At 50.7% G+C, this 19,746-nt stretch carries 14 protein-coding genes; 12 read left to right on the top strand and 2 right to left on the bottom strand.

Annotation, left to right across the window (positions count from 1 at the left end; all coding sequences use genetic code 11):
- The first annotated feature begins 61 nt into the window (after positions 1-61).
- The 9 genes from GWC94_RS11980 (at position 62) to kduI (ending at position 14,612) form a co-directional block, all read left to right on the top strand.
- Entirely contained in the window at positions 62-2,398 is a 2,337-nt protein-coding gene (locus tag GWC94_RS11980) for a glycosyl hydrolase family 28 protein (RefSeq protein WP_161835257.1), read from the top strand.
- A 4-nt stretch (positions 2,399-2,402) separates the two neighbouring features.
- Positions 2,403-4,319 carry a glycoside hydrolase family 88 protein gene (locus GWC94_RS11975; protein ID WP_161835256.1) on the top strand — a complete coding sequence of 639 codons (1,917 nt, stop codon included), beginning with the start codon at positions 2,403-2,405 and terminating at the stop codon, positions 4,317-4,319.
- A gap of 4 nt (positions 4,320-4,323) precedes the next feature.
- Positions 4,324-6,402 carry a pectate lyase gene (gene pelA / locus GWC94_RS11970; protein WP_161835255.1) on the top strand — a complete coding sequence of 693 codons (2,079 nt, stop codon included), beginning with the start codon at positions 4,324-4,326 and terminating at the stop codon, positions 6,400-6,402.
- A 14-nt stretch (positions 6,403-6,416) separates the two neighbouring features.
- Positions 6,417-7,937: a tagaturonate reductase gene (locus GWC94_RS11965; protein WP_161835254.1), complete on the top strand. Its 1,521-nt coding sequence runs from the start codon at positions 6,417-6,419 to the stop codon at positions 7,935-7,937.
- A complete protein-coding gene (locus tag GWC94_RS11960) occupies positions 7,934-9,580 on the top strand; it encodes a UxaA family hydrolase (RefSeq protein WP_161835253.1) in 1,647 nt (548 codons plus the stop codon). The genes GWC94_RS11965 and GWC94_RS11960 overlap by 4 nt, the downstream gene beginning before the upstream one ends.
- Before the next feature lie 90 nt (positions 9,581-9,670).
- On the top strand, positions 9,671-11,089 hold the full coding sequence (gene uxaC, locus GWC94_RS11955) for a glucuronate isomerase (RefSeq protein ID WP_161835252.1): 1,419 nt from the start codon (positions 9,671-9,673) through the stop codon (positions 11,087-11,089).
- A gap of 184 nt (positions 11,090-11,273) precedes the next feature.
- Complete coding sequence (locus GWC94_RS11950) at positions 11,274-12,899, top strand: NADP-dependent glyceraldehyde-3-phosphate dehydrogenase (protein ID WP_161835251.1); 1,626 nt, start codon at positions 11,274-11,276, stop codon at positions 12,897-12,899.
- Position 12,900: 1 nt separating this feature from the next.
- Positions 12,901-13,665: an SDR family NAD(P)-dependent oxidoreductase gene (locus tag GWC94_RS11945; protein ID WP_161835250.1), complete on the top strand. Its 765-nt coding sequence runs from the start codon at positions 12,901-12,903 to the stop codon at positions 13,663-13,665.
- Positions 13,666-13,781: 116 nt separating this feature from the next.
- Positions 13,782-14,612, top strand: coding sequence for a 5-dehydro-4-deoxy-D-glucuronate isomerase (gene kduI, locus GWC94_RS11940; RefSeq protein WP_161835249.1), 831 nt, complete (start codon positions 13,782-13,784; stop codon positions 14,610-14,612).
- Positions 14,613-14,700: 88 nt separating this feature from the next.
- Here kduI and GWC94_RS11935 read toward each other — a convergent pair whose 3' ends face one another.
- Together GWC94_RS11935 and GWC94_RS11930 are read right to left on the bottom strand one after the other, a co-directional pair.
- On the bottom strand, positions 14,701-15,153 hold the full coding sequence (locus GWC94_RS11935; protein ID WP_161835248.1) for a YhcH/YjgK/YiaL family protein: 453 nt from the start codon (positions 15,151-15,153) through the stop codon (positions 14,701-14,703).
- Between the two features lie 153 nt (positions 15,154-15,306).
- Positions 15,307-16,332, bottom strand: coding sequence for a sugar kinase (locus GWC94_RS11930; protein WP_161835247.1), 1,026 nt, complete (start codon positions 16,330-16,332; stop codon positions 15,307-15,309).
- 209 nt (positions 16,333-16,541) lie between these two features.
- Between GWC94_RS11930 and GWC94_RS11925 the strand changes: the two genes are divergently transcribed.
- The 3 genes from GWC94_RS11925 to GWC94_RS11915 are packed head-to-tail and all read left to right on the top strand — an operon-like array spanning position 16,542 to position 19,667.
- Complete coding sequence (locus tag GWC94_RS11925) at positions 16,542-17,207, top strand: bifunctional 4-hydroxy-2-oxoglutarate aldolase/2-dehydro-3-deoxy-phosphogluconate aldolase (RefSeq protein ID WP_161835246.1); 666 nt, start codon at positions 16,542-16,544, stop codon at positions 17,205-17,207.
- 30 nt (positions 17,208-17,237) lie between these two features.
- Positions 17,238-18,542 carry an MFS transporter gene (locus GWC94_RS11920; RefSeq protein WP_161835245.1) on the top strand — a complete coding sequence of 435 codons (1,305 nt, stop codon included), beginning with the start codon at positions 17,238-17,240 and terminating at the stop codon, positions 18,540-18,542.
- A 51-nt stretch (positions 18,543-18,593) separates the two neighbouring features.
- A complete protein-coding gene (locus GWC94_RS11915) occupies positions 18,594-19,667 on the top strand; it encodes a DUF6807 domain-containing protein (protein WP_161835244.1) in 1,074 nt (357 codons plus the stop codon).
- Positions 19,668-19,746 lie beyond the last annotated feature (79 nt).

Here is a 19,746-nt window from a genome sequence, read left to right as displayed (position 1 = left end):
CCGGCAACGGATGTTCACCTTCCATCATGTATCAATCACCAAGTACCCGAAAACTGCAGAAATGAAAAAGATCGGCATCATCATCTTAGTGGCGTTGGCAACAACGGCGTTCAAATTACCCAGGCATACCAGGATATTCCTGATCGGCGATTCCACCATGGCTGATAAGCCGCTGAACGATAACCCGGAAAGAGGCTGGGGGCAGTTGTTCCCGCAGTTCTTTACCGAAGAAGCAAGCATACGCAACTACGCTGTGAACGGTCGCAGCACCAAGAGTTTTATCAGGGAAGGCCGCTGGGACAGTGTGATGAAGAACCTGCAGAAAGACGACTGGGTCATCATACAGTTCGGGCACAACGATGCCAAGATAGAAGATACCAACCGCTATGCAGCACCGCGCACCGCCTATCGCGATAACCTGATCCGTTTCATCAAAGATGCCAGGAGCAGAGGCGCCCATCCGGTTCTGGTAACACCTGTTATGCGCCGGAAATTTGATGCGAACGGAACATTCGCAGACTCACACGGAGAATACCCCGATGTGGTTCGTACACTGGCAAAAGAAATGAACCTGCCGCTGATCGATCTGCACAGATCCAGCCAGGCATTGATAGAACAGCAGGGTGTGGAAGGATCAAAGAATCTTTTTCTCTGGATAGACCCCCGGCATTACAAAGCGGCCATGGACGGAAAAAAAGACGATACCCATTTCTCGGAATACGGGGCCGCATCCGTTGCCTCGCTTGTCTGCGCCGAACTGCAGGAAAAAAACATACCCCTGGCTGCCTACCTCAAACCGTCTCCGCATCCGGGAAAAATGGCTTACGAACTGCCTAAGATCTACCAGCCGCATTTCAGGAAAGATACATTCGATATCCGTACATATGGGGCAGCCAGTGATGGGCTGACACTGAATACCCATGCCATCAACAGCGCGATCTCCGACTGTAACAAAGGCGGCGGCGGTGTGGTATTGATCCCCGAAGGATTATGGCTTACAGGACCGATCGTTTTCAAGAATAATGTGGAACTGCATACAAAAAAAGGCGCCCTGGTATTGTTTACACCCGACCACCTGCAGTACCCGCTTGTACGTTCTTCGTTTGAAGGGGTAGTGGCGGCAAGGTGCCAGTCGCCGATCACCGCAGAAGACCTCGAGAATATCGCCATCACGGGCAAAGGTATTTTTCATGGCTCCGGCGATACCTGGCGCCCGCAGCAGAAAGTGAAGATGACCGATTCCGAATGGAAAAACAAAGTGGCCAGCGGCGGCGTTCTGAACGAAGCAAAAACAAGCTGGTATTCTTCGCCCGGCGCGCTGAAGGGGTCGCTGACCAACAATATCGGCAAGCTCACACCCGGTCTTGAATTAAAGGATTTTGAAGAGATCAGGGATTACCTGCGCCCGAATATGCTGCGTATTTCCAATTGCAGGAATGTATTGATAGAGGGTGTTACCTTCGAGAATTCGCCCGCATGGACCATGCACCTGACAGTAAGCCGGCATATTACCCTGAAAAATGTAACCGTAAAAAATCCCTGGTACGGTCAGAATACCGATGCCGTTGATCTTGAGTCCTGCGCCAATGTACTGCTCGACGGATGTTCTTTTGACACCGGCGACGACGGCATCTGCATCAAATCGGGTCGCGATGAAGAGGGAAGGAAACGCGGTCTGCCAACGGAAAATGTGATCGCCATCAATACAACCGTATACCATGCACACGGCGGTTTTGTGATCGGCAGTGAAATGAGCGGCGGCGCCCGGAACCTGTTCGTATCCAACTGCACTTTTATCGGAACGGATATTGGGCTCCGTTTCAAAACGGTCCGCGGCCGCGGGGGTGTGGTGGAAAAAATATATGCTTCCAATATACAGATGAAGGATATCGCGGGTGAAGCCATCTCGTTCGATATGTATTATGCGGCAAAGGACCCGGTGCCCCTGGCCGGCGAAAAACGCGAGCTTCCCAAAGTGGAAATGCTGCCGGTTACGGAAGCTACCCCGGTATTCCGCGATTTTCATATCAGCGATATTGTTTGCCGGGGAGCGGCCAAAGCCGTCTTTATCCGCGGTATACCCGAGATGAACGTGAAAAACCTGACCATGGAGAATATGGTCATCAAAGCCAGGAAAGGCATCGAATGCATAGAAGGCACGGATATCCTGTTCAGAAATGTGCATGTGGAGACAGACGATACCAGCCCGCTGGTGACCATACAGCACTCCAATAATATCCGGTTCGACAAACTGGTATACGATAAAGCCGAAACATTGTTTGAACTGAACGGGGACCGTACGGAAAGGATCAGCGTGATCAATACCGATAAATCCCGGGCAAAGACGCCGGCAGCATTTAATTTTGGAGCAAAAGCATCCTCACTCCAATTCAAATAGCTATATGAAAAAACAACTGACCCTATTCCTGCTTCTTGCTGTGCTGTTTGCTGCAACAGCCTTTTCGCAAACCCCGGCAGAGAAGATGGCCGCAACCGTTATGACCATCTGGAAGGATTCGCTGTCCATGGATCCCGCACGCCCCTCACGCTGGTCTTACGACCAGGGCGTGATCCTGAAAGGCATACAGGGACTTTGGCTGCATACCGCAGACCCGAAGTATTTCAATTACATGCAGAAAAGCATGGATCATTTTGTGAACGACAAAGGAGAGATACGCACCTATAAACAGGTGGATTATAATATCGACAACCTGCTCTGCGGTGAGGTGCTGCTCAGTCTGTACAATGTAACCGGGAAGGAAAAATATTACCGGGCGGCCACTACGTTGCGCGAACAGCTGAAGACACAGCCCCGCACCAACCAGGGCAGTTTCTGGCATAAAAAGATCTATCCTTACCAGGTATGGCTGGATGGACTGTATATGGGACAACCGTTCTATACACAGTATGCCGTTTTATTTCATGAAGACGATGCCACTTTCAACGATATCGGGAAGCAGTTTGTATGGATAGAACAGCATGCCCGCGATGCGAAGACAGGCCTGCTGTACCATGGCTGGGATGAAAGCCGCCAGCAGAAATGGGCAGACCCCAAAACCGGTCTCTCACCGCATATATGGGCAAGGGCCATGGGCTGGTTTGGTAACGCCATGGCGGATGTGCTGGAAAATTTCCCGGCAGCCAATCCTTACAGGGATTCTATTGCAGGTATACTGAACCGTTTTGCAGCGGCGGTAAAAAAAGCGCAGCAGCCCAACGGCCTGTGGTACGATATCATCGACCGACCCGGGGCCAAAGGCAATTATTACGAGGCATCCGCCAGTTCGATGTTTGTGTATGCACTTGCCAAAGGGGTAAGACTGGGTTACCTGCCGGCATCCTACCTGGATGTGGCCAGGAAAGGATATGCAGGCATACAGAAAGAATTTATTGAAACCGGTGCCAATGGGCTGACCAATCTCAAAGGCACCGTGAGCGTAAGCGGTCTCGGCGGTAATCCCTATCGCGATGGCAGCTACGAATATTATATGAGTGAGAAAGTGGTGGTGAACGATCCCAAAGGTGTGGGTGCTTTTTTACAGGCAGCCAATGAAATGGAACTGTTGCGTACGCTGCCCGTTGGCAAAGGCAAAACCGTGGTACTCGACGACTATTTCAACGCCGAGCGGAAAAAAGACATTACCGGCGCCACGGTTGCCTGGCATTACAAATGGAACGAGATGTCCAACGGCGGGTTCTCCCTGTTGGGAGATGTTTTCAGGAGCTACGGTGTGCAGACAAAAACGCTGAGTGCGGCGCCGGATGCTGCCAACCTGAAAAAAGCCGATATCTATATTATCGTCGATGCCGATAACGCAACTGAAAATCCCGCACCCAATTATGTACAGGCAAAAGATGTGAATGAAATATACGAATGGGTGAAGAAAGGCGGGGTGCTGGTGCTGATGCATAACGACAAAGGCAATGCCGAGTTTGCGCATTTCAACACGCTCTCTGAAAAATTCGGTATCCATTTCAACGAAGACAGTTATAACCGCGTACCCAATAACGATTTCAATCTGGGTAAAGTGGATATACCTGCGGGCAATAAGATATTACCCGCCACCAGGAAGATATACCAGAAAGAGATCTCATCCATGGTGCTGAAAGAGCCCGCAACCGCCTACCTGAAAAAAGATGAGCTGGTCATTTTCGCGGTAGCCAAAATAGGCAGGGGCACCGTGTTTGCCACGGCTGATCCCTGGATCTATAATGAATATACCGATGGCAGAAAACTGCCCGCCGACTATGAAAATTTCAAAGCTGCCAATGAACTGGTGCAATGGCTGATCAGGCAAACGCCATCGCGCGCAAAATAGGATCGTGAGAGCTGTATTGAACCATATTGTTGCTGTATTCCTTAGCCTCTGCGTAACGGTACCGGCCCTGCCTGCACAGGACAGGATGATCGTGGTTGACCAGTCGGGCAAAGGCGATTTTACCAGCATACAGGAGGCGATCAACAGTTTACCCGATGCCGCTGTAAAACAACGGGTGATTTTTATCCGGAACGGCGTTTACCGGGAAAAACTGTTTATTGAAAAGGATTTTGTATCGCTGGTAGGGGAAGATAAAAACAGGACGCTGCTGACGATCTCCCAGGCAAGGGATATCTGGCGCTGCGAGAACAGGGACGATTGGGGTGTTGCCACCATTAACCTGAAAGGAAGCGATATCGTACTCGAGAACCTCAGCATCACCAACAGCTTTGGGTTTGACCTGCTTGCTAAACCCGAGGGTATTCATATAGACTGCAAACTCGATAGTCTGAACCCGTTCAAAACGGTTACAGCCAGCGGGCACCAGATGGCGCTGCGCAGTTTTGCCACCACCAGGCTGATCGTCCGTAACTGCATACTCCGCGCTTATGGCGGCGATACGGTAAGTCCCTGGAATGTGGAAGCAGGCATGTTCTATTTCAAAGACTGCCTGATGGAAGGCGGTGTTGATTTTTATTGTCCGAGGGGCTGGGCCTATGCAGAGAACTGCGAGTTTGTGGCACACGGCAATGTGGCCGCGATCTGGCACGACGGATCTAAAATCGAAGACGCAAAAACGGTATTGAACCATTGCGTTTTCCGCGGCGAGAACGGTTTTAAACTCGGCCGTTATCATCGGGATGCACAGTTTTATCTGCTTAACTGCAGTTTTGCCGACAATATGGCCAACGCGCCGATCTATCTGAATCCGTCCAATCCCCAGAACCTGATACAGTGGGGCCAGCGGATCTACTATTACAACAACCACCGCAAAGCGGGAGACTATCCCTGGTTTGCCGACAACCTCGGCAAAGCACCCGGTTCGCCGGCGCCTGCGCAGATCAGCGCGCTGTGGACATTCGCCGGCAAATGGGATCCGGTTTCCGTGGTAACGCATATAGACCCGGTAGTCGGCACATCAAAAGTTGCAACGCCAAAGGCGGCACCATCATCCGGTATCGATCCCGTGGCAGAAAACATGCTGCTTTACCAGCGTGCCGTAGGCGGCTGGCCCAAGGCGGTGAACGAAACAAAAGTGGACTATGCACGGGTATTGTCCGACGCAGAAAAGAAAGCGGTCCGCAACGATTCGCTTCATAAGGACGCCACCATCGATAACAACGCTACCACAAAAGAAATACGTTATCTCGCCAATGCATACCGGCAGACAAAAAACACAGCGTACCTCGCCGCTGCCGAAAAAGGTGTGCGCTATCTGCTGCTGGCACAGAACGCCGCAGGTGGCTGGTCGCAGTATTATCCCGATTCATCGCTGTACCGAAGCCAGATCACCTTCAACGACAACGCCATGATAAACGCCATGGAAGTGCTGGAAGATGTGCGGGATGGCAGCAAAGGTCTTGCCGCTATCGACCGCTCGTTTGTGCCGGTCTGCGCAAAAGTAATAGAGCGGGGCATCCGGTGTATCCTGCTCACACAGCTAAAAGTGAACGGCAGGCTGACTGCCTGGTGCGCGCAATACAATGCAAGAACCTTACAGCCCGAGATGGCGCGCAAATTTGAACTCGCATCCACCAGCGGCGCTGAATCGGTTAACATCATACGGTTTCTGATGCGGGTAAAACAACCCTCGCAAAACATCATCGACGCGATTGTTGCAGGTGTTAGCTGGCTTGACAGGGTAAAGATCACCGGATACCGGTATGTTGATCAGCCAGCACCGGAACTGCCTAAAAAATTTGATCGCGTGCTGGTGCCCGATGCAGCAAGTACAGTATGGGCAAGGTTTTACGAGATAGGAACCGATAAACCGCTGTTTGCGGGAAGGGATAGCCAGAAACACTATAATGTAGCCGAAATTGAATACGAGCGACGAACCGGGTATGCCTGGTATGGAACCTGGCCGGAGAAACTTATCAAGACCGAGTTCCCCACATGGAAGGCAAAGACCAAAGGATTGTAACGAAACAAACGGACATGCAGTTATCAAAAAAAACAATAAGCCAGGCCGCGGATAAGCACGGGTACACGGAACAGGTGGCGAACCTGCCGGAGCGAGTATTGCAGTTCGGCACCGGTGTGCTGCTGCGCGGCCTGCCCGATTATTTCATAGACAAGGCGAATAAGGAAAACCTGTTCAACGGCCGCATCGTTGTGGTTAAATCAACCGCCAATGGCGGTACGGATGCGTTTAAGCTGCAGGACGGCATGTTCACCCTACTGGAGCGGGGTATACAGGATGGCATAAAAGTGGACAGACAGGTGCTCAATACCGCTATCAGCCGCGTACTCTCCGCCGCCGATGAGTGGAACGAAATACTTGCCTGCGCAGCCAACCCGCTGCTGCAGCTGGTGATCTCCAATACGACCGAAGTGGGCATTGTGCTGGTGGAGTCCGATGCCGCGTCAGCCGTACCGGTTTCTTTCCCCGGGCGTTTGCTGGCTTTTCTCGAAGCGCGTTACCGCGTTTTCAACGGAAGCGATGAATCGGGCATGGTCATCGTACCCGCAGAACTGATCGTAGACAACGGAACAAAACTGAAAGAGATCGTTACCACGCTGGCCAGGCTAAAAGGGCATACGGATGCTTTCATGAACTGGCTGGAGCAGTCGAACGATTTCTGCAACTCACTCGTGGATTGCATCGTTCCCGGCAAACTGTCCGCCGATGAGCACAGACGCCGGGAGCAGGAGCTTGGGTACGAGGACGAACTGATGATCATGTCCGAACCCTATCGCCTCTGGGCAATTGAAACGGCAAGCGATCGCGCGCGGTCGGTGCTTTCTTTCAGCGAAGCAAACAAGGACATTGTCATTACACCGGATATCAACAAATTCCGCGAGCTCAAACTGCGCCTGCTGAACGGTACGCATACTTTCTCATGCGCGCTGGCATTTTTATCCGGGTTCAGTACCGTTAAGCAGGCCATGAACGATGCAGGCTTCACCCGGTTTGTTTCCTCCCTGATGCTGCAGGAGATCGCGCCGCTGGTGGTGCAGGAAACCATCAGCCTGTCAGAAGCCCATGCATTTGCCGAACAGGTGCTTGACAGGTTCCGCAATCCGTATATCGAACACCAGTGGATCAGCATCAGCGCGCAATACACCTCCAAAATGGCGATGCGCTGCGTGCCGCTGATCGATAAACATTATTCGGTAAACCATGAGCCGCCGGCGCTGATGGCCCTTGGGTTTGCGGCGTACCTGCTTTTTACCCGTCCTGCCGAAAACTCGGGCGGGCAGTACACGGGTAACGACGGTACAAAAAAATACCCTATCAACGACGATAAAGCGACGGCATTGTATGCACACTGGCAGTCAGCGCCCGATACCGAAGCCTGTGTGTACGCGATACTGAAAGACGAACAGTTGTTCGGAAAGGATTTGACCCGGTACAAAGGATTTCCCCAGGCAGTACTGCAGTATCTTGCACTGTTGACAAAAGGGGGCGTAAGCAATGCCCTTCATTCGGGAATCCTAAAACAAACCATCGCATGAGCAAACAGAAAATAATACAGGTACACCCCAAAGACAATGTACTTGTGGCGCTGACCAACCTGAAGCAGGGTGAGACCATTTCCTTCCAGGGGAACGATTATGTGCTGAAAGAAGATATAGACGCCAAGCATAAATTTTTTATGCACGATATGCGGCCGGGCGATGAAATGATCATGTACGGCGTGTTGGTGGGCAAAGCGCAGAAACAGATACCTGCAGGCAGCCGCATGTCGACGGAAAACACCAAACATGCGGCGGAGCCGTATGAATTCAGACCCTATCATTACGAATGGCAGGCGCCCGATGTTTCAAAATTTGCCGGCAGAACATTCAGCGGGTATCACCGCAGCGACGGCCGCGTGGGTACCGCCAACTACTGGTTATTCATGCCCACGGTTTTTTGTGAGAACAGGAACCTGGATGTGATCAAAGAAGCGTTGTACAGCGAACTGGGTTATAATGTAACGGATAAGTACAAACAAAAAGCACATCTCCTGCTGGAACTGTACCGGCAGGGCGGTGATGTTTCCAACGCCAGCCTGGAAGTAAAAGAATCGACTATTGCAACCGGCCGTGTCTTTAAAAATGTGGATGGCATCAAGTTCCTGAATCACCAGGGCGGATGCGGCGGCACCAGGCAGGATGCGGCCATTCTGAGCAAACTGCTGGCCGCCTATGCGGATCACCCGAATGTGGCCGGTGTTACCATACTCAGCCTGGGTTGTCAGAACCTGCAGACGCAGAACCTGCTCGACGATATTAAAAAACACAACCCTCATTTCGACAAGCCGCTGCATGTATTTGAACAGCAGCAGTCGCAGAGCGAGGAGCAGCTGATCACCGAAGCGATGCGTAAGACCTTCGAAGGGCTGATCGGGATCAACCGGCTGGAACGCAAACCGGCCACGCTCGACAAACTCTGTATCGGCGTCAAATGCGGTGGCAGCGATGGTTTCAGCGGCATTTCCGCCAACCCTGCCGTAGGGTATTGCTCAGACCTGGTGGTTGCGCTGGGCGGTAAAATACTGCTGGCCGAGTTTCCCGAACTCTGCGGGGCGGAACAGCAGCTGATCGATCGCACCACAGACGAAACCGCCGCCCGGAAATTCATACACCTGATGCGCAGCTACAACCAGGCCGCGGAAAATGTGGGATCGGGGTTTGACATGAACCCATCGCCCGGTAATATCAAGGATGGCCTGATCACCGATGCGATCAAAAGCAATGGCGCGGCCAAAAAAGGCGGCACCTCACCCGTGGTGGATGTGTTGGATTACACCGAGCCGGCCACCAAACCCGGTCTCAGCCTGGTTTGCACACCGGGTAACGATGTGGAGGCAACAACCGGTAAAGCCGCCAGCGGCGCTACACTGATACTGTTTACAACCGGGCTGGGCACACCCACCGGCAACCCGGTATGTCCAACGATCAAAGTGGCCACCAATACATCGCTTGCCCTGCGTATGTCGGATATCATCGACATCAATACGGGCGGTGTGATAGACGGAGATAAAACCATCGAGCAGATGGGGGAGGAGATACTGGAATATTGTATCAGGGCCGCCAGCGGAGAAGTGATACCCAAAGCCGTATTACTGAACCAGGATGATTTTATTCCATGGAAGAGAGGCGTTAGTTTATAAGGAAAAAAATCAGCAACCAACATTCAAAAACAAGGGCCCGGTAGCGAAAGCCTCCGGCTGATGCCCGACGTATTAAGACAATAACCTGCCATGAAGCAATTTTTAGATGAACATTTTCTGTTGGGCAATGCTACAGCGCAGAAGCTATACCATGGGTACGCAAAGCATATGCCGATCATAGACTACCATTGTCATTTGTCGCCCGAACTGATCGCCAAAGATCACCGCTTTGCAACGCTGGCCGAAGTGTGGCTGTATGGCGATCATTATAAATGGCGCGCCATGCGCACAAACGGCGTTGACGAAAGCTTCTGCACCGGCGATAAAAGCGACTGGGAGAAATTTGAACAATGGGCTGCCACGGTTCCGTATACGCTGCGGAATCCGCTGTATCACTGGACGCATATGGAGCTGCAGCGTTATTTCGGCGTATCGGATATACTCAATGGCGATTCCGCAAAAAAAATATATGACCACTGCACGGATCTGCTGCAGACAGAACCCTATTCGGTAAAGAACCTGCTTCGCAAAATGAACGTGGCGCTGGTTTGTACAACGGATGATCCTGTTGACTCGCTAGAATACCATATACAGTTAAAAAACGAAGGGTTTGAAATACCCATCCTGCCTGCATTCCGGCCCGACCAGGCCATGAACGTTGGCAATGCGGAAAATTTCAATGCCTATGTGAAGAAACTGGAAAAGGTAAGCGGTATCACCATATCGTCGTTCGACGATTTCCTGTATGCGCTGCAGAACAGGCATGATTTCTTTGCTTCCGTGGGTTGCCGTGTTTCGGACCATGGTCTGGAAGAGATCTATGCGGAAGATTTTACCGGATCCGAGATCGACGCCATTTTTAACAAAGTGCATTCCGGCAAACAGCTGAATGATATGGAGCAGCGAAAATTCAAATCGGCCATGCTGATTCATTTTGCGGAATGGGATTGGGAGAAAGGCTGGGTGCAGCAATTTCACCTCGGTGCCCTGCGCAATAACAATGCAAGAATGATGCAGCAACTGGGCCCCGATACCGGCTGGGATTCCATCGGTGATTTTTCGCAGGCAAAAGCGCTCGCTGTATTCCTGAACAAACTCGACAGCGATAACAAACTTGCCAAAACAATACTGTATAACCTTAACCCCGCCGACAATGAACTTATGGCAACCATGATCGGTAATTTCAACGACGGTTCGGTTGCGGGAAAAGTGCAGTTCGGTTCCGCATGGTGGTTCCTGGACCAGAAAGACGGTATGGTTAAACAGATCAATGTCCTGTCTAATATGGGATTGCTGAGCCGGTTTATCGGTATGCTTACTGATTCCCGCAGTTTTCTTTCTTATCCGCGGCATGAATATTTCAGGCGTATTCTCTGCAACCTTTTTGGCGAAGAGATCGAGAACGGGGAATTGCCCAACGATATCGAATGGGTTGGAAACGTGATCCGGGATATCTGTTACCGCAATGCAAAGAATTATTTCGGCTGGCAATCGGTTTTGTCTGAATAAAACAGCGGCATTTGCCAGACGCGAATAAAAAGCACGGGCCGGATTTCGCATTTCGTAAACCCAGATGGTATTCATGCAATCGTTTTCGTAATTAATCCGTCTAACATCGCAGAGAAAGTCTAAGCTTTGCATGCCCAAGACATTGCTTAAACACGTATCAGAAAATAATCAGTTAATTTTACGTATGTCATTTACAGAACAATTGGCAGGCATATTCGTTCAGGAATCAGCAATTCCTGCACAGTATGCACTTGCAGAAGAGATTCACCAGCGCGAATATTTATGCAATGGTGAAATGAAATCATGGGACGGGACCGTTCATGAAGTGTATTCGCCGGTTTGTATCAGAACCGAAAGCGGGTTGAAACGAAAGTTGATAGGCACTTATCCCATTTGTACAGAGAAGGAAGCTTTTGAAGCGCTGGATGCCGCAGTGGCGGCTTATGACAATGGCCGCGGTCAGTGGCCAACCATGAATATTTCGGACCGTATTGCCTGCGTGGAGAAATTCATCGGCAAAATGCATGAGCAGAAAGATATCGTGGTGAAACTGATCATGTGGGAGATCGGTAAATCCTATTCTGACTCGGTAAAAGAATTCGACAGGACCGTTGAATACATTTATGCAACCATCGATGCACTGAAAGACATAGACCGTGACTCATCGCGTTTTACCATCGAACAGGGCATTGCCGCGCAGATACGCCGGTCGCCGCTGGGTGTGGTGCTGTGCATGGGGCCATTCAATTACCCGCTGAACGAAACCTTTACAACGCTGATCCCCGCGATCATCATGGGCAATACCCTGCTGTTCAAACCTCCGAAGCATGGTACTTTATTGCATTATCCTTTGCTCAAGGCATTCAGGGATTGTTTCCCGAAAGGCGTTGTAAATACGATCTATGGCCGTGGCAATGTGATCGTTCCGGGGTTGATGCAGTCCGGCAAAGTGGATGTGCTTACCCTGATCGGTTCCAGTAAAGTGGCCAACGAGCTGAAGAAACTGCATCCCAAAGTGAACCGCCTGCGTGCGATACTGGGACTGGATGCAAAAAATGCGGCCATCATCACCAAACACGCCGATATCAAACTTGCCGTACAGGAGACCGTTCTGGGCAGTCTTTCATTCAACGGCCAGCGCTGTACAGCGCTGAAGATCGTATTCGTGCACAAAAGCATCGCCGATGAATTTGTGGAGCAGTTATCCGCTGCTGTCAACAAACTGAAATATGGCATGCCCTGGGAAGCAGGCGTGGCGTTAACGCCGCTGCCCGAGCCGGGCAAACCCGCCTATCTCAGGGAATGCATCGAGAATGCGGTGGAGAACGGCGCAAGCGTGATGAATGAGAACGGCGGTACGGCGGTTGAATCGTTCGTATACCCTGCCGTAATGTATCCGGTAAACCGCGATATGAAATTGTACCGCGAGGAGCAATTCGGCCCGCTGATCCCCGTGGTGCCCTTCCGCAACCTGGAAGAAACCATCGACTACCTGATCGAGTCCACGCACGGCCAGCAGGTGAGTATCTTCAGCAATGATGAAAAAGAGGTTGCTTCACTGATCGATCCGCTGGTAAACCAGGTAAGCCGTGTAAACATCAACTGCCAGTGCCAGCGCGGACCGGATGTATTTCCGTTCACGGGAAGAAAAGACAGCGCTGAAGGAACCCTGTCGGTGGTGGATGCATTGCGTTCTTTCTCGATCCGTTCGCTGGTGGCGGCTAAACTCACCGATGCCAACAAGCACCTGATCAATGAGATCGTAAGCGAGCATGAATCCAATTTCTTAAGCACCAAGTTTATATTCTGATATGGCTACATCGTTTGATCTTACCGGAAAAGTTGCCCTGGTAACAGGTTGCAACAAAGGCATCGGCAAAGCCATGGCGCTGGGCCTGGCCGAAGCGGGCGCAGATATCATCGGGGTATCCGCAACACTGGCGCTCTCGGGCAGCGAGATTGAAAAAGAGGTGAAGGCAACAGGGCGTTCTTTCAAAGCCTATGCCGCCGATCTCTCCAAAAGAGAATCGGTGCATGCATTTCTTGAAAAAGTCCTGGCAGAGAACCCGGCCATCGATATCCTTGTCAACAATGCGGGCACCATTATGCGCAAGCCTGCGGCAGAACATCCCGATGAATACTGGGATACCGTTCTTGCCATCAACCTCGATGCACCCTTTATCATTGCAAGGGAAATAGGCCGGCATATGATCGAAAGAGGCAGCGGCAAGATCATCTTTACCTGTTCATTGCTGAGTTTCCAGGGCGGTATCACCGTTCCGGGGTACGCGGCAAGCAAAGGTGCGCTGAGCAGCCTGGTAAAAGCGCTTGCCAACGAATGGGCGTCGAAAGGTGTGAACGTGAACGGGATTGCACCGGGTTATATCGCCACCGATAATACCGAAGCGTTGCGCAACGACCCCGACAGAAGTGCTTCGATCTTATCGCGTATACCCGCAGGACGATGGGGAAAACCCGAAGATTTCAAAGGCCCGACCATATTCCTCGCTTCCGAAGCAGCCAGCTATGTAAACGGAACCATACTGGTGGTGGACGGAGGATGGATGGGAAGATAGATGAGGGTTAAATGGTTACCTTGTTAAACTGTCTGAACAGATAACCATACAGCCATTAAACCAAGTAACAATACAATCCGCAGTATGTAATACTTGCAACCAATCAATCAACAACCATGGAAATACGTTTTCAGTCAAGCCCGAAAGAAGTGAAAGGCATGTGTACCGAAGAGTTGCGTGCCAATTTCCTTGTGCAGGATCTTGTTAAACAGGATGCCCTGAAACTGGTATACTCGCATTACGACCGCGTGATCATCGGCGGTGTAAAACCGGTTTCCCGTAAAATGGAACTGCCCAATGAAGCCGAACTGCGTGCGGATTATTTTCTGATGCGCAGGGAGCTGGGCATTATCAATGTGGGCGGAGAAGGTGTGGTGGAAGCGGACGGTGTAACCTATGAACTGAAGAAACTCGATGCCCTGTACCTTGGTAAGGGAACACAGAAAGTTTCTTTCGCCAGTAAGTCAGCAGATAAACCCGCCGATTTTTTCCTGTTGTCCGCACCGGCGCATCACAGCTATCCTAACCGCAAGATGACCAAAGACGAGGCATCGCCTGTTGCATTGGGCGATACAACCACCTCCAACAAACGCACCATTTACAAATACATTCATGCGGATGGCATTCAGAGCTGCCAGCTGGTAATGGGGCTTACGGTATTAAGCGAGGGAAGTGTGTGGAATTCGGTGCCGCCGCATACGCATACCAGGAGAATGGAAGTGTATTTCTATTTCGATGTACCCGAACCACAGCGCATATTCCATCTTATGGGCGAGCCGCAGCAAACGCGTCATATTGTAATGGCCAACCACGAAGCGGTGATATCACCGCCCTGGTCTGTGCATTGCGGCCCCGGTACCACCAACTACGGGTTTATCTGGGCAATGGCAGGTGAGAATTATACTTTCACCGATATGGATCCCGTGGCGATTGCGGAGATGAAGTGATAGCCTGACAGGAAAAGAAACTGAAAAGCCAGAACTGAAAAGAAGGAGATACAATTCCTTTCAGTTCTGGCTTTTTTGTTTTCAGTTGTCAGATCTTCACTTTTATCACCAGCTTCTTGATCATTCCCTCACCGATCATGGGTGCGTGCACATCTTCGGGATAGAAAATGACGAACTGGCTGTCGGTCATGCCGAAGAACATATCCGGTGCATCGCTGTAGAACAATACGTCTTTTTCAGGGTTGTAGTCACCTTTTGGCGAAGTGCAGGTACCTCGCGGTTTCCAGCCGATGGTCTCTTTGCCGCGGATACATACCTGGATATCGATATGCGCGTTATGGCACTCGAATTTTGCGGTTGAAGCCTCCGCAGTGGTGCCTTCTTTATCGGATACGATGCCACGCAGCTTATCGCCGTCAATGTCAAACTTACCCGTTTCAAGTGCAGCCAGGTCGGTCTTGCTGATGTATTCAAAAGCTTTCGCAAACAACGGATGCAGCGAAACGTACTTGTCTGCCGCAGTTAAACTGTCAAGGATCATTTTATGCTGGATTGGTAAATGAGAAATTTTGAAATTGGCATGATGAAAATACGTAACAGATAAACAGGAAATAACAAACTTCCGCCGTTCAAACAAAACCTCCGATCGCTATTCGTTATTCCTTGTTCATCTGTTCCCCTGTTCATCTGTTCCCTACCGCTGCACCCTGCCCGATCCGTCACCTTTCATCAGGTCTTTTACCTCGCCAAGTGTGGCATGGTTCAGGTCGCCGGGTATGGTATGTTTGAGGGCGGAGGCCGCAACGCCGAATTCGGCGGCCTCACTCATCGGCATATTGGTTACCAGGCCGTAGATAAAACCGCTGGCAAAAGAATCACCGCTGCCCACACGGTCAACGATACGCACTTCGTACTGGCGGGTATGATAGAATTCGTTTCCGTCGTATACCAGGGCGCTCCATCCGTTGTCGGAAGCGCTATGGCTTTCGCGCAGCGTGGATGCGATGTATTTGAAACCGAATTTCTCTTTCATTTGTTTGAACACGCTTTTGTAACCGTCGAGGTTCAGCTCGCCCTTGGTTACATCGGTGCCTTCCGCCTTAAAGCCCAGTGTTGTTTCCGCATCTTCTTCGTTGCCGATACATACATCCACATACTGGCAGAGCCTGCTCATCACTTCCCGCGCTTTTTCCTTGCTCCACAGTTTTTTGCGGTAGTTAAGGTCTATGCTGGTGGTGATGCCTTTTGCTTTTGCTGCTTTCAGCGCCGCTTCGGTGAGCGCGGCGGCCTTGTCGCTGAGGGCGGGTGTGATACCGGTGGTATGGAACCAGCTGGCGCCATCGAGTATTTTGTCAAAATCAAATTCGCTGATGTCAACATCGGCAATGGACGCGCCCGCGCGGTCATAGATCACCTGCGAGGCACGCATGGAAGCGCCTGTTTCCAGGAAGTAGATACCAAGACGTTTTCCGCCACGCGCAATAAACTGTGTATTCACGCCGTAACGACGGATATGGTTGATGGCAGCCTGGCCCAGCGCGTTCTCGGGAACTTTTGTTACAAACACGCCATTCAACCCATAGTTGGAAACCGCAACAGCCACATTGGCTTCGCCGCCGCCATAGGTAACATCGAAACTGTCGCTTTGAACAAATCTTTCAAAACCCGGAGTGGAGAGACGCATCATGATCTCGCCGAGGGTAACTACTTTTTTTGACATAAAATTCTCGTTAGTTTTTTGTTTAAATCGTAACTTTTTTCAGATATATGGCTAACTTTCGAGCCTGCCAGTCTGTAAAGTTGCCCATTAATCCCTGACCGGAAAAGAAATCGCTGATAGAATTCACTGAAAAATACGCAAACGTTTGCGTAATAAAAACAGTCGGTTCTATAGATTTCAATAACATTGCTACGCGAAAAAATTGCTATATGGAAAAGAAAGCGGAGATACTCTCACTGATCCCGGAGCAGGGCATTTTACCTCTGTATTTTTATAAAGATACCACCGTCAGCATCGAAGTGCTGAAAGCCCTTTATGCCGCAGGCATACGTGCTGTTGAATACACCAACCGCGGCGAAGCGGCACTCACCAATTTTAAAGAAATGCGCAGGATCTGCGATACCGAACTGAAAGGCATGCACCTGGGTATCGGCACCATCAAGAACGGCGAGATGGCACAGCAGTTTATCGATGCCGGAACGGACTATATCATCTGCCCGGGCCTGGTGGAATCGGTGGCGGAAGTTGCCGACAGGAACCAGATGCTCTGGGTGCCCGGCTGTATGACGCCCTCGGAAATCATCAAAGCCGAAACCATGGGTGCAAAAATGATCAAACTGTTCCCTGGCAATATCCTCGGCCCCGGGTTCCTGTCTGCCATCAAAGAACTGTTTCCCGGTCTTTTGTTTATGCCCACCGGCGGCGTAGAGCTCGATAAAGACAATATTGCCGGATGGTTCAAAGCCGGCGTATGCGCCGTGGGAATGGGCAGCAAACTGATCACCAAACAACTGCTCGAAGCAAAGGACTATGCGCAGATAACCGCGGCCACCAAACAGGCTATGGAGATCGTCTCCTCTGTCAAATCAAAATAATTTCCGTCTCTTTTCAGACAAACCCCACTTATGAATACAGCAGAAAAAATAGGCAAGTACCGCTGGCGAATATGCGGATTGTTGTTTTTTGCCACTACCATTAATTATATCGACAGAAGCGTGATCAGCTTTCTGAAATCCACTTTCACCACTACCTACGGGTGGACAGACGGTGATTATGCCGACGTGGAGATCACTTTCAAAATATTCTACGCCATCGGTTTGCTGGGCGCAGGCGGTGTTATCGATAAACTGGGCACCAAAATAGGCTACGCGGTAGCCACCGGATTGTGGAGCATTGCCGGCGTGGCCACCGGTTTTGTAAATACCGTGTTGGGGTTCAAGATCGTAAGGGGCGCACTGGGATTGGCCGAAGCAGGCAATTTCCCCGCGGCCAATAAAACGGCGGCAGAATGGTTCCCAAAAAAAGAACGCGCTTTTGCCTTTGGCATATTGAATTCAGGCGCCAATGTGGGCGCTATCGTAACGCCGCTTGTTGTTCCCTATATGTTACACCACTGGGGATGGCAGTCGGCCTTTATCGTAACGGGTTTGCTGGGTTTTATCTGGCTGATATTCTGGTTCATGCTGTACGAAGTGCCGCGCAGACACAAAAAACTGGACGCCGCCGAGCTGGCTTATATAGAAAGCGATAAGGATGAAGCGCCTGTAGCGGACGATACTTCGCCTAAACTGTCATGGGGAAAACTGCTGACCTTTCCGCAGACCTGGGCATTCTCCATCGGTAAATTTTTGACCGACCCGATCTGGTGGTTCTATATTTTCTGGTTACCCGATTTTTTCGGAAGCAAATACAATATATCCACCGCGGATGCCGCTCCCTACGTGGCTGTGGTATTCATTATCTCCACTTTCGGCAGTGTTTTCGGTGGCTGGCTGCCGATGTATTTCATCAACAAAAAAGGCTGGACCGTTGCAAGGGCAAGGAAAATAGCTATGCTGATCTATGCATTCTGCGTGGTACCCATTCTGTTTGCGCTTGTACTGGGTTCGGTGGATAAATGGCTGGCGGTATTGGTGATCGGCATTGCGGCATCGGCACACCAGGCATGGAGCGCGAATATCTTTACCACGGTGAGTGATATGTTCCCTAAAAAAGCCACGGCATCCGTAACCGGTATTGGCGGTATGTTTGGATCGATCGGCGGTATCTTTCTTACCTGGCTTGTACAGAAAAATATTTTTCTGCATTACCGTTCCATTAACCAGATAGAGACGGCCTATTACATTATGTTTATCGTGTGTGCCGTTGCCTACCTGCTTGCATGGGTGATCATGCAGTTGCTTATGAAAAAAACAAAACCGATCGTTTAATTTGAAAACCCGAAAATGCGACAGCATTTACCAGCCATAAATAAAAAAGCAATGAAGCCCCAAATCCATTTTCAAATTTTCAACGCTTCGAGCCATGCTTTCCGGCAGGCAGGTTGTGCCATTGTTTTCTTCCTCCTTCCTTTCTTTGCTTCGGCGCAGCGGAATGCTGTCACCGTATCACCTGTTGCGGGGCAGCAGAAAATCAGCATCGCGGTAGGCGGAAAACCCTTTACCGATTTTATCTATACCGATACGATGGAGAAGCCTTTTCTCTACCCCATTTATGCTGCAGACGGACAAATGATCACCCGCGGTTTTCCCTGGCATCCGCAGCCAAATGATCCTACCGATCATCCGCATCATATCGGACTGTGGTTCAACTATGAGAAAGTGAACGGACTGGATTTCTGGAACAATTCATTCGCGATAGCAGCCGATAAGAAAAAGAACTATGGCTGGATCAGGACGGCAAAGATCCTCGAAACACAAAGCGGCCCCAGGGGCAAACTCAGTTATGCGGCAGACTGGACCAACCAGCAGAAAGACGTGTTGCTGCAGGAAAAAACGAGTTTTGGTTTTGAGGCCGGCGACAATATCCGCATGATAGACCGTATAACCGAACTGACGGCTGTGCAGGATGTTTCGTTCCCCGATGCCAAAGACGGCCTGCTCGGATTACGTGTGGCGCATGAACTGGAACTGCCCATCACCCAAACAAAAGAGTACAAAGATGATAACGGCAACGTAACCAGGGTAACCGCGCCCAAAGACAAAACCACCAGCGGTAACTACCTTACTTCTGCAGGTAAGGAAGGAGATGCCGCATGGGGCACCCGTGGCAACTGGTGTATGATGTATGGCAGAAAAGGCGATGATGTGATCAGTATTGCCGTTATAGACCACCCGAAGAATCCCGGTTACCCCACTTACTGGCACGCACGCAACTACGGCCTTTTTGCAGCCAACCCGCTTGGCCAGAAAGTGTTCTCGAACAATAAGGAAGCCATGGATTTTAAACTTGCCAAAGGCCAATCGGTCAGTTTCCGCTATCGCATCGTCATCGCATCGGGCAAAGAAAAACTGTCTGCGGAAGCGATCGAGCAGTTTGTGAATTCGTTTAAATAGTGCCCTTCGGATATCAGTCCTAACTGCATGGAGCTGGCAAAATCGAGGCATGCGCTGCGTATCTCTGCCTCTCCTGCGT

This window comes from Sediminibacterium soli, from assembly GCF_009939225.1.
In the GTDB taxonomy this organism is placed as follows: domain Bacteria; phylum Bacteroidota; class Bacteroidia; order Chitinophagales; family Chitinophagaceae; genus Sediminibacterium; species Sediminibacterium soli.
The sequence above is the reverse complement of the archived record's forward strand: the minus strand, read 5'-3'. Positions and strand labels throughout refer to the sequence as shown.

Coding starts and splice junctions, on each gene's coding strand:
- GWC94_RS11980 (WP_161835257.1), top strand. CDS start 62: ATGAAAAAGATCGGCATCATCATCTTAGTGGCGTTGGCAACAACGGCG.
- GWC94_RS11975 (WP_161835256.1), top strand. CDS start 2,403: ATGAAAAAACAACTGACCCTATTCCTGCTTCTTGCTGTGCTGTTTGCT.
- GWC94_RS11965 (WP_161835254.1), top strand. CDS start 6,417: ATGCAGTTATCAAAAAAAACAATAAGCCAGGCCGCGGATAAGCACGGG.
- GWC94_RS11960 (WP_161835253.1), top strand. CDS start 7,934: ATGAGCAAACAGAAAATAATACAGGTACACCCCAAAGACAATGTACTT.
- uxaC (WP_161835252.1), top strand. CDS start 9,671: ATGAAGCAATTTTTAGATGAACATTTTCTGTTGGGCAATGCTACAGCG.
- GWC94_RS11950 (WP_161835251.1), top strand. CDS start 11,274: ATGTCATTTACAGAACAATTGGCAGGCATATTCGTTCAGGAATCAGCA.
- GWC94_RS11945 (WP_161835250.1), top strand. CDS start 12,901: ATGGCTACATCGTTTGATCTTACCGGAAAAGTTGCCCTGGTAACAGGT.
- kduI (WP_161835249.1), top strand. CDS start 13,782: ATGGAAATACGTTTTCAGTCAAGCCCGAAAGAAGTGAAAGGCATGTGT.
- GWC94_RS11935 (WP_161835248.1), bottom strand. CDS start 15,153: ATGATCCTTGACAGTTTAACTGCGGCAGACAAGTACGTTTCGCTGCAT.
- GWC94_RS11930 (WP_161835247.1), bottom strand. CDS start 16,332: ATGTCAAAAAAAGTAGTTACCCTCGGCGAGATCATGATGCGTCTCTCC.
- GWC94_RS11925 (WP_161835246.1), top strand. CDS start 16,542: ATGGAAAAGAAAGCGGAGATACTCTCACTGATCCCGGAGCAGGGCATT.
- GWC94_RS11920 (WP_161835245.1), top strand. CDS start 17,238: ATGAATACAGCAGAAAAAATAGGCAAGTACCGCTGGCGAATATGCGGA.
- GWC94_RS11915 (WP_161835244.1), top strand. CDS start 18,594: ATGAAGCCCCAAATCCATTTTCAAATTTTCAACGCTTCGAGCCATGCT.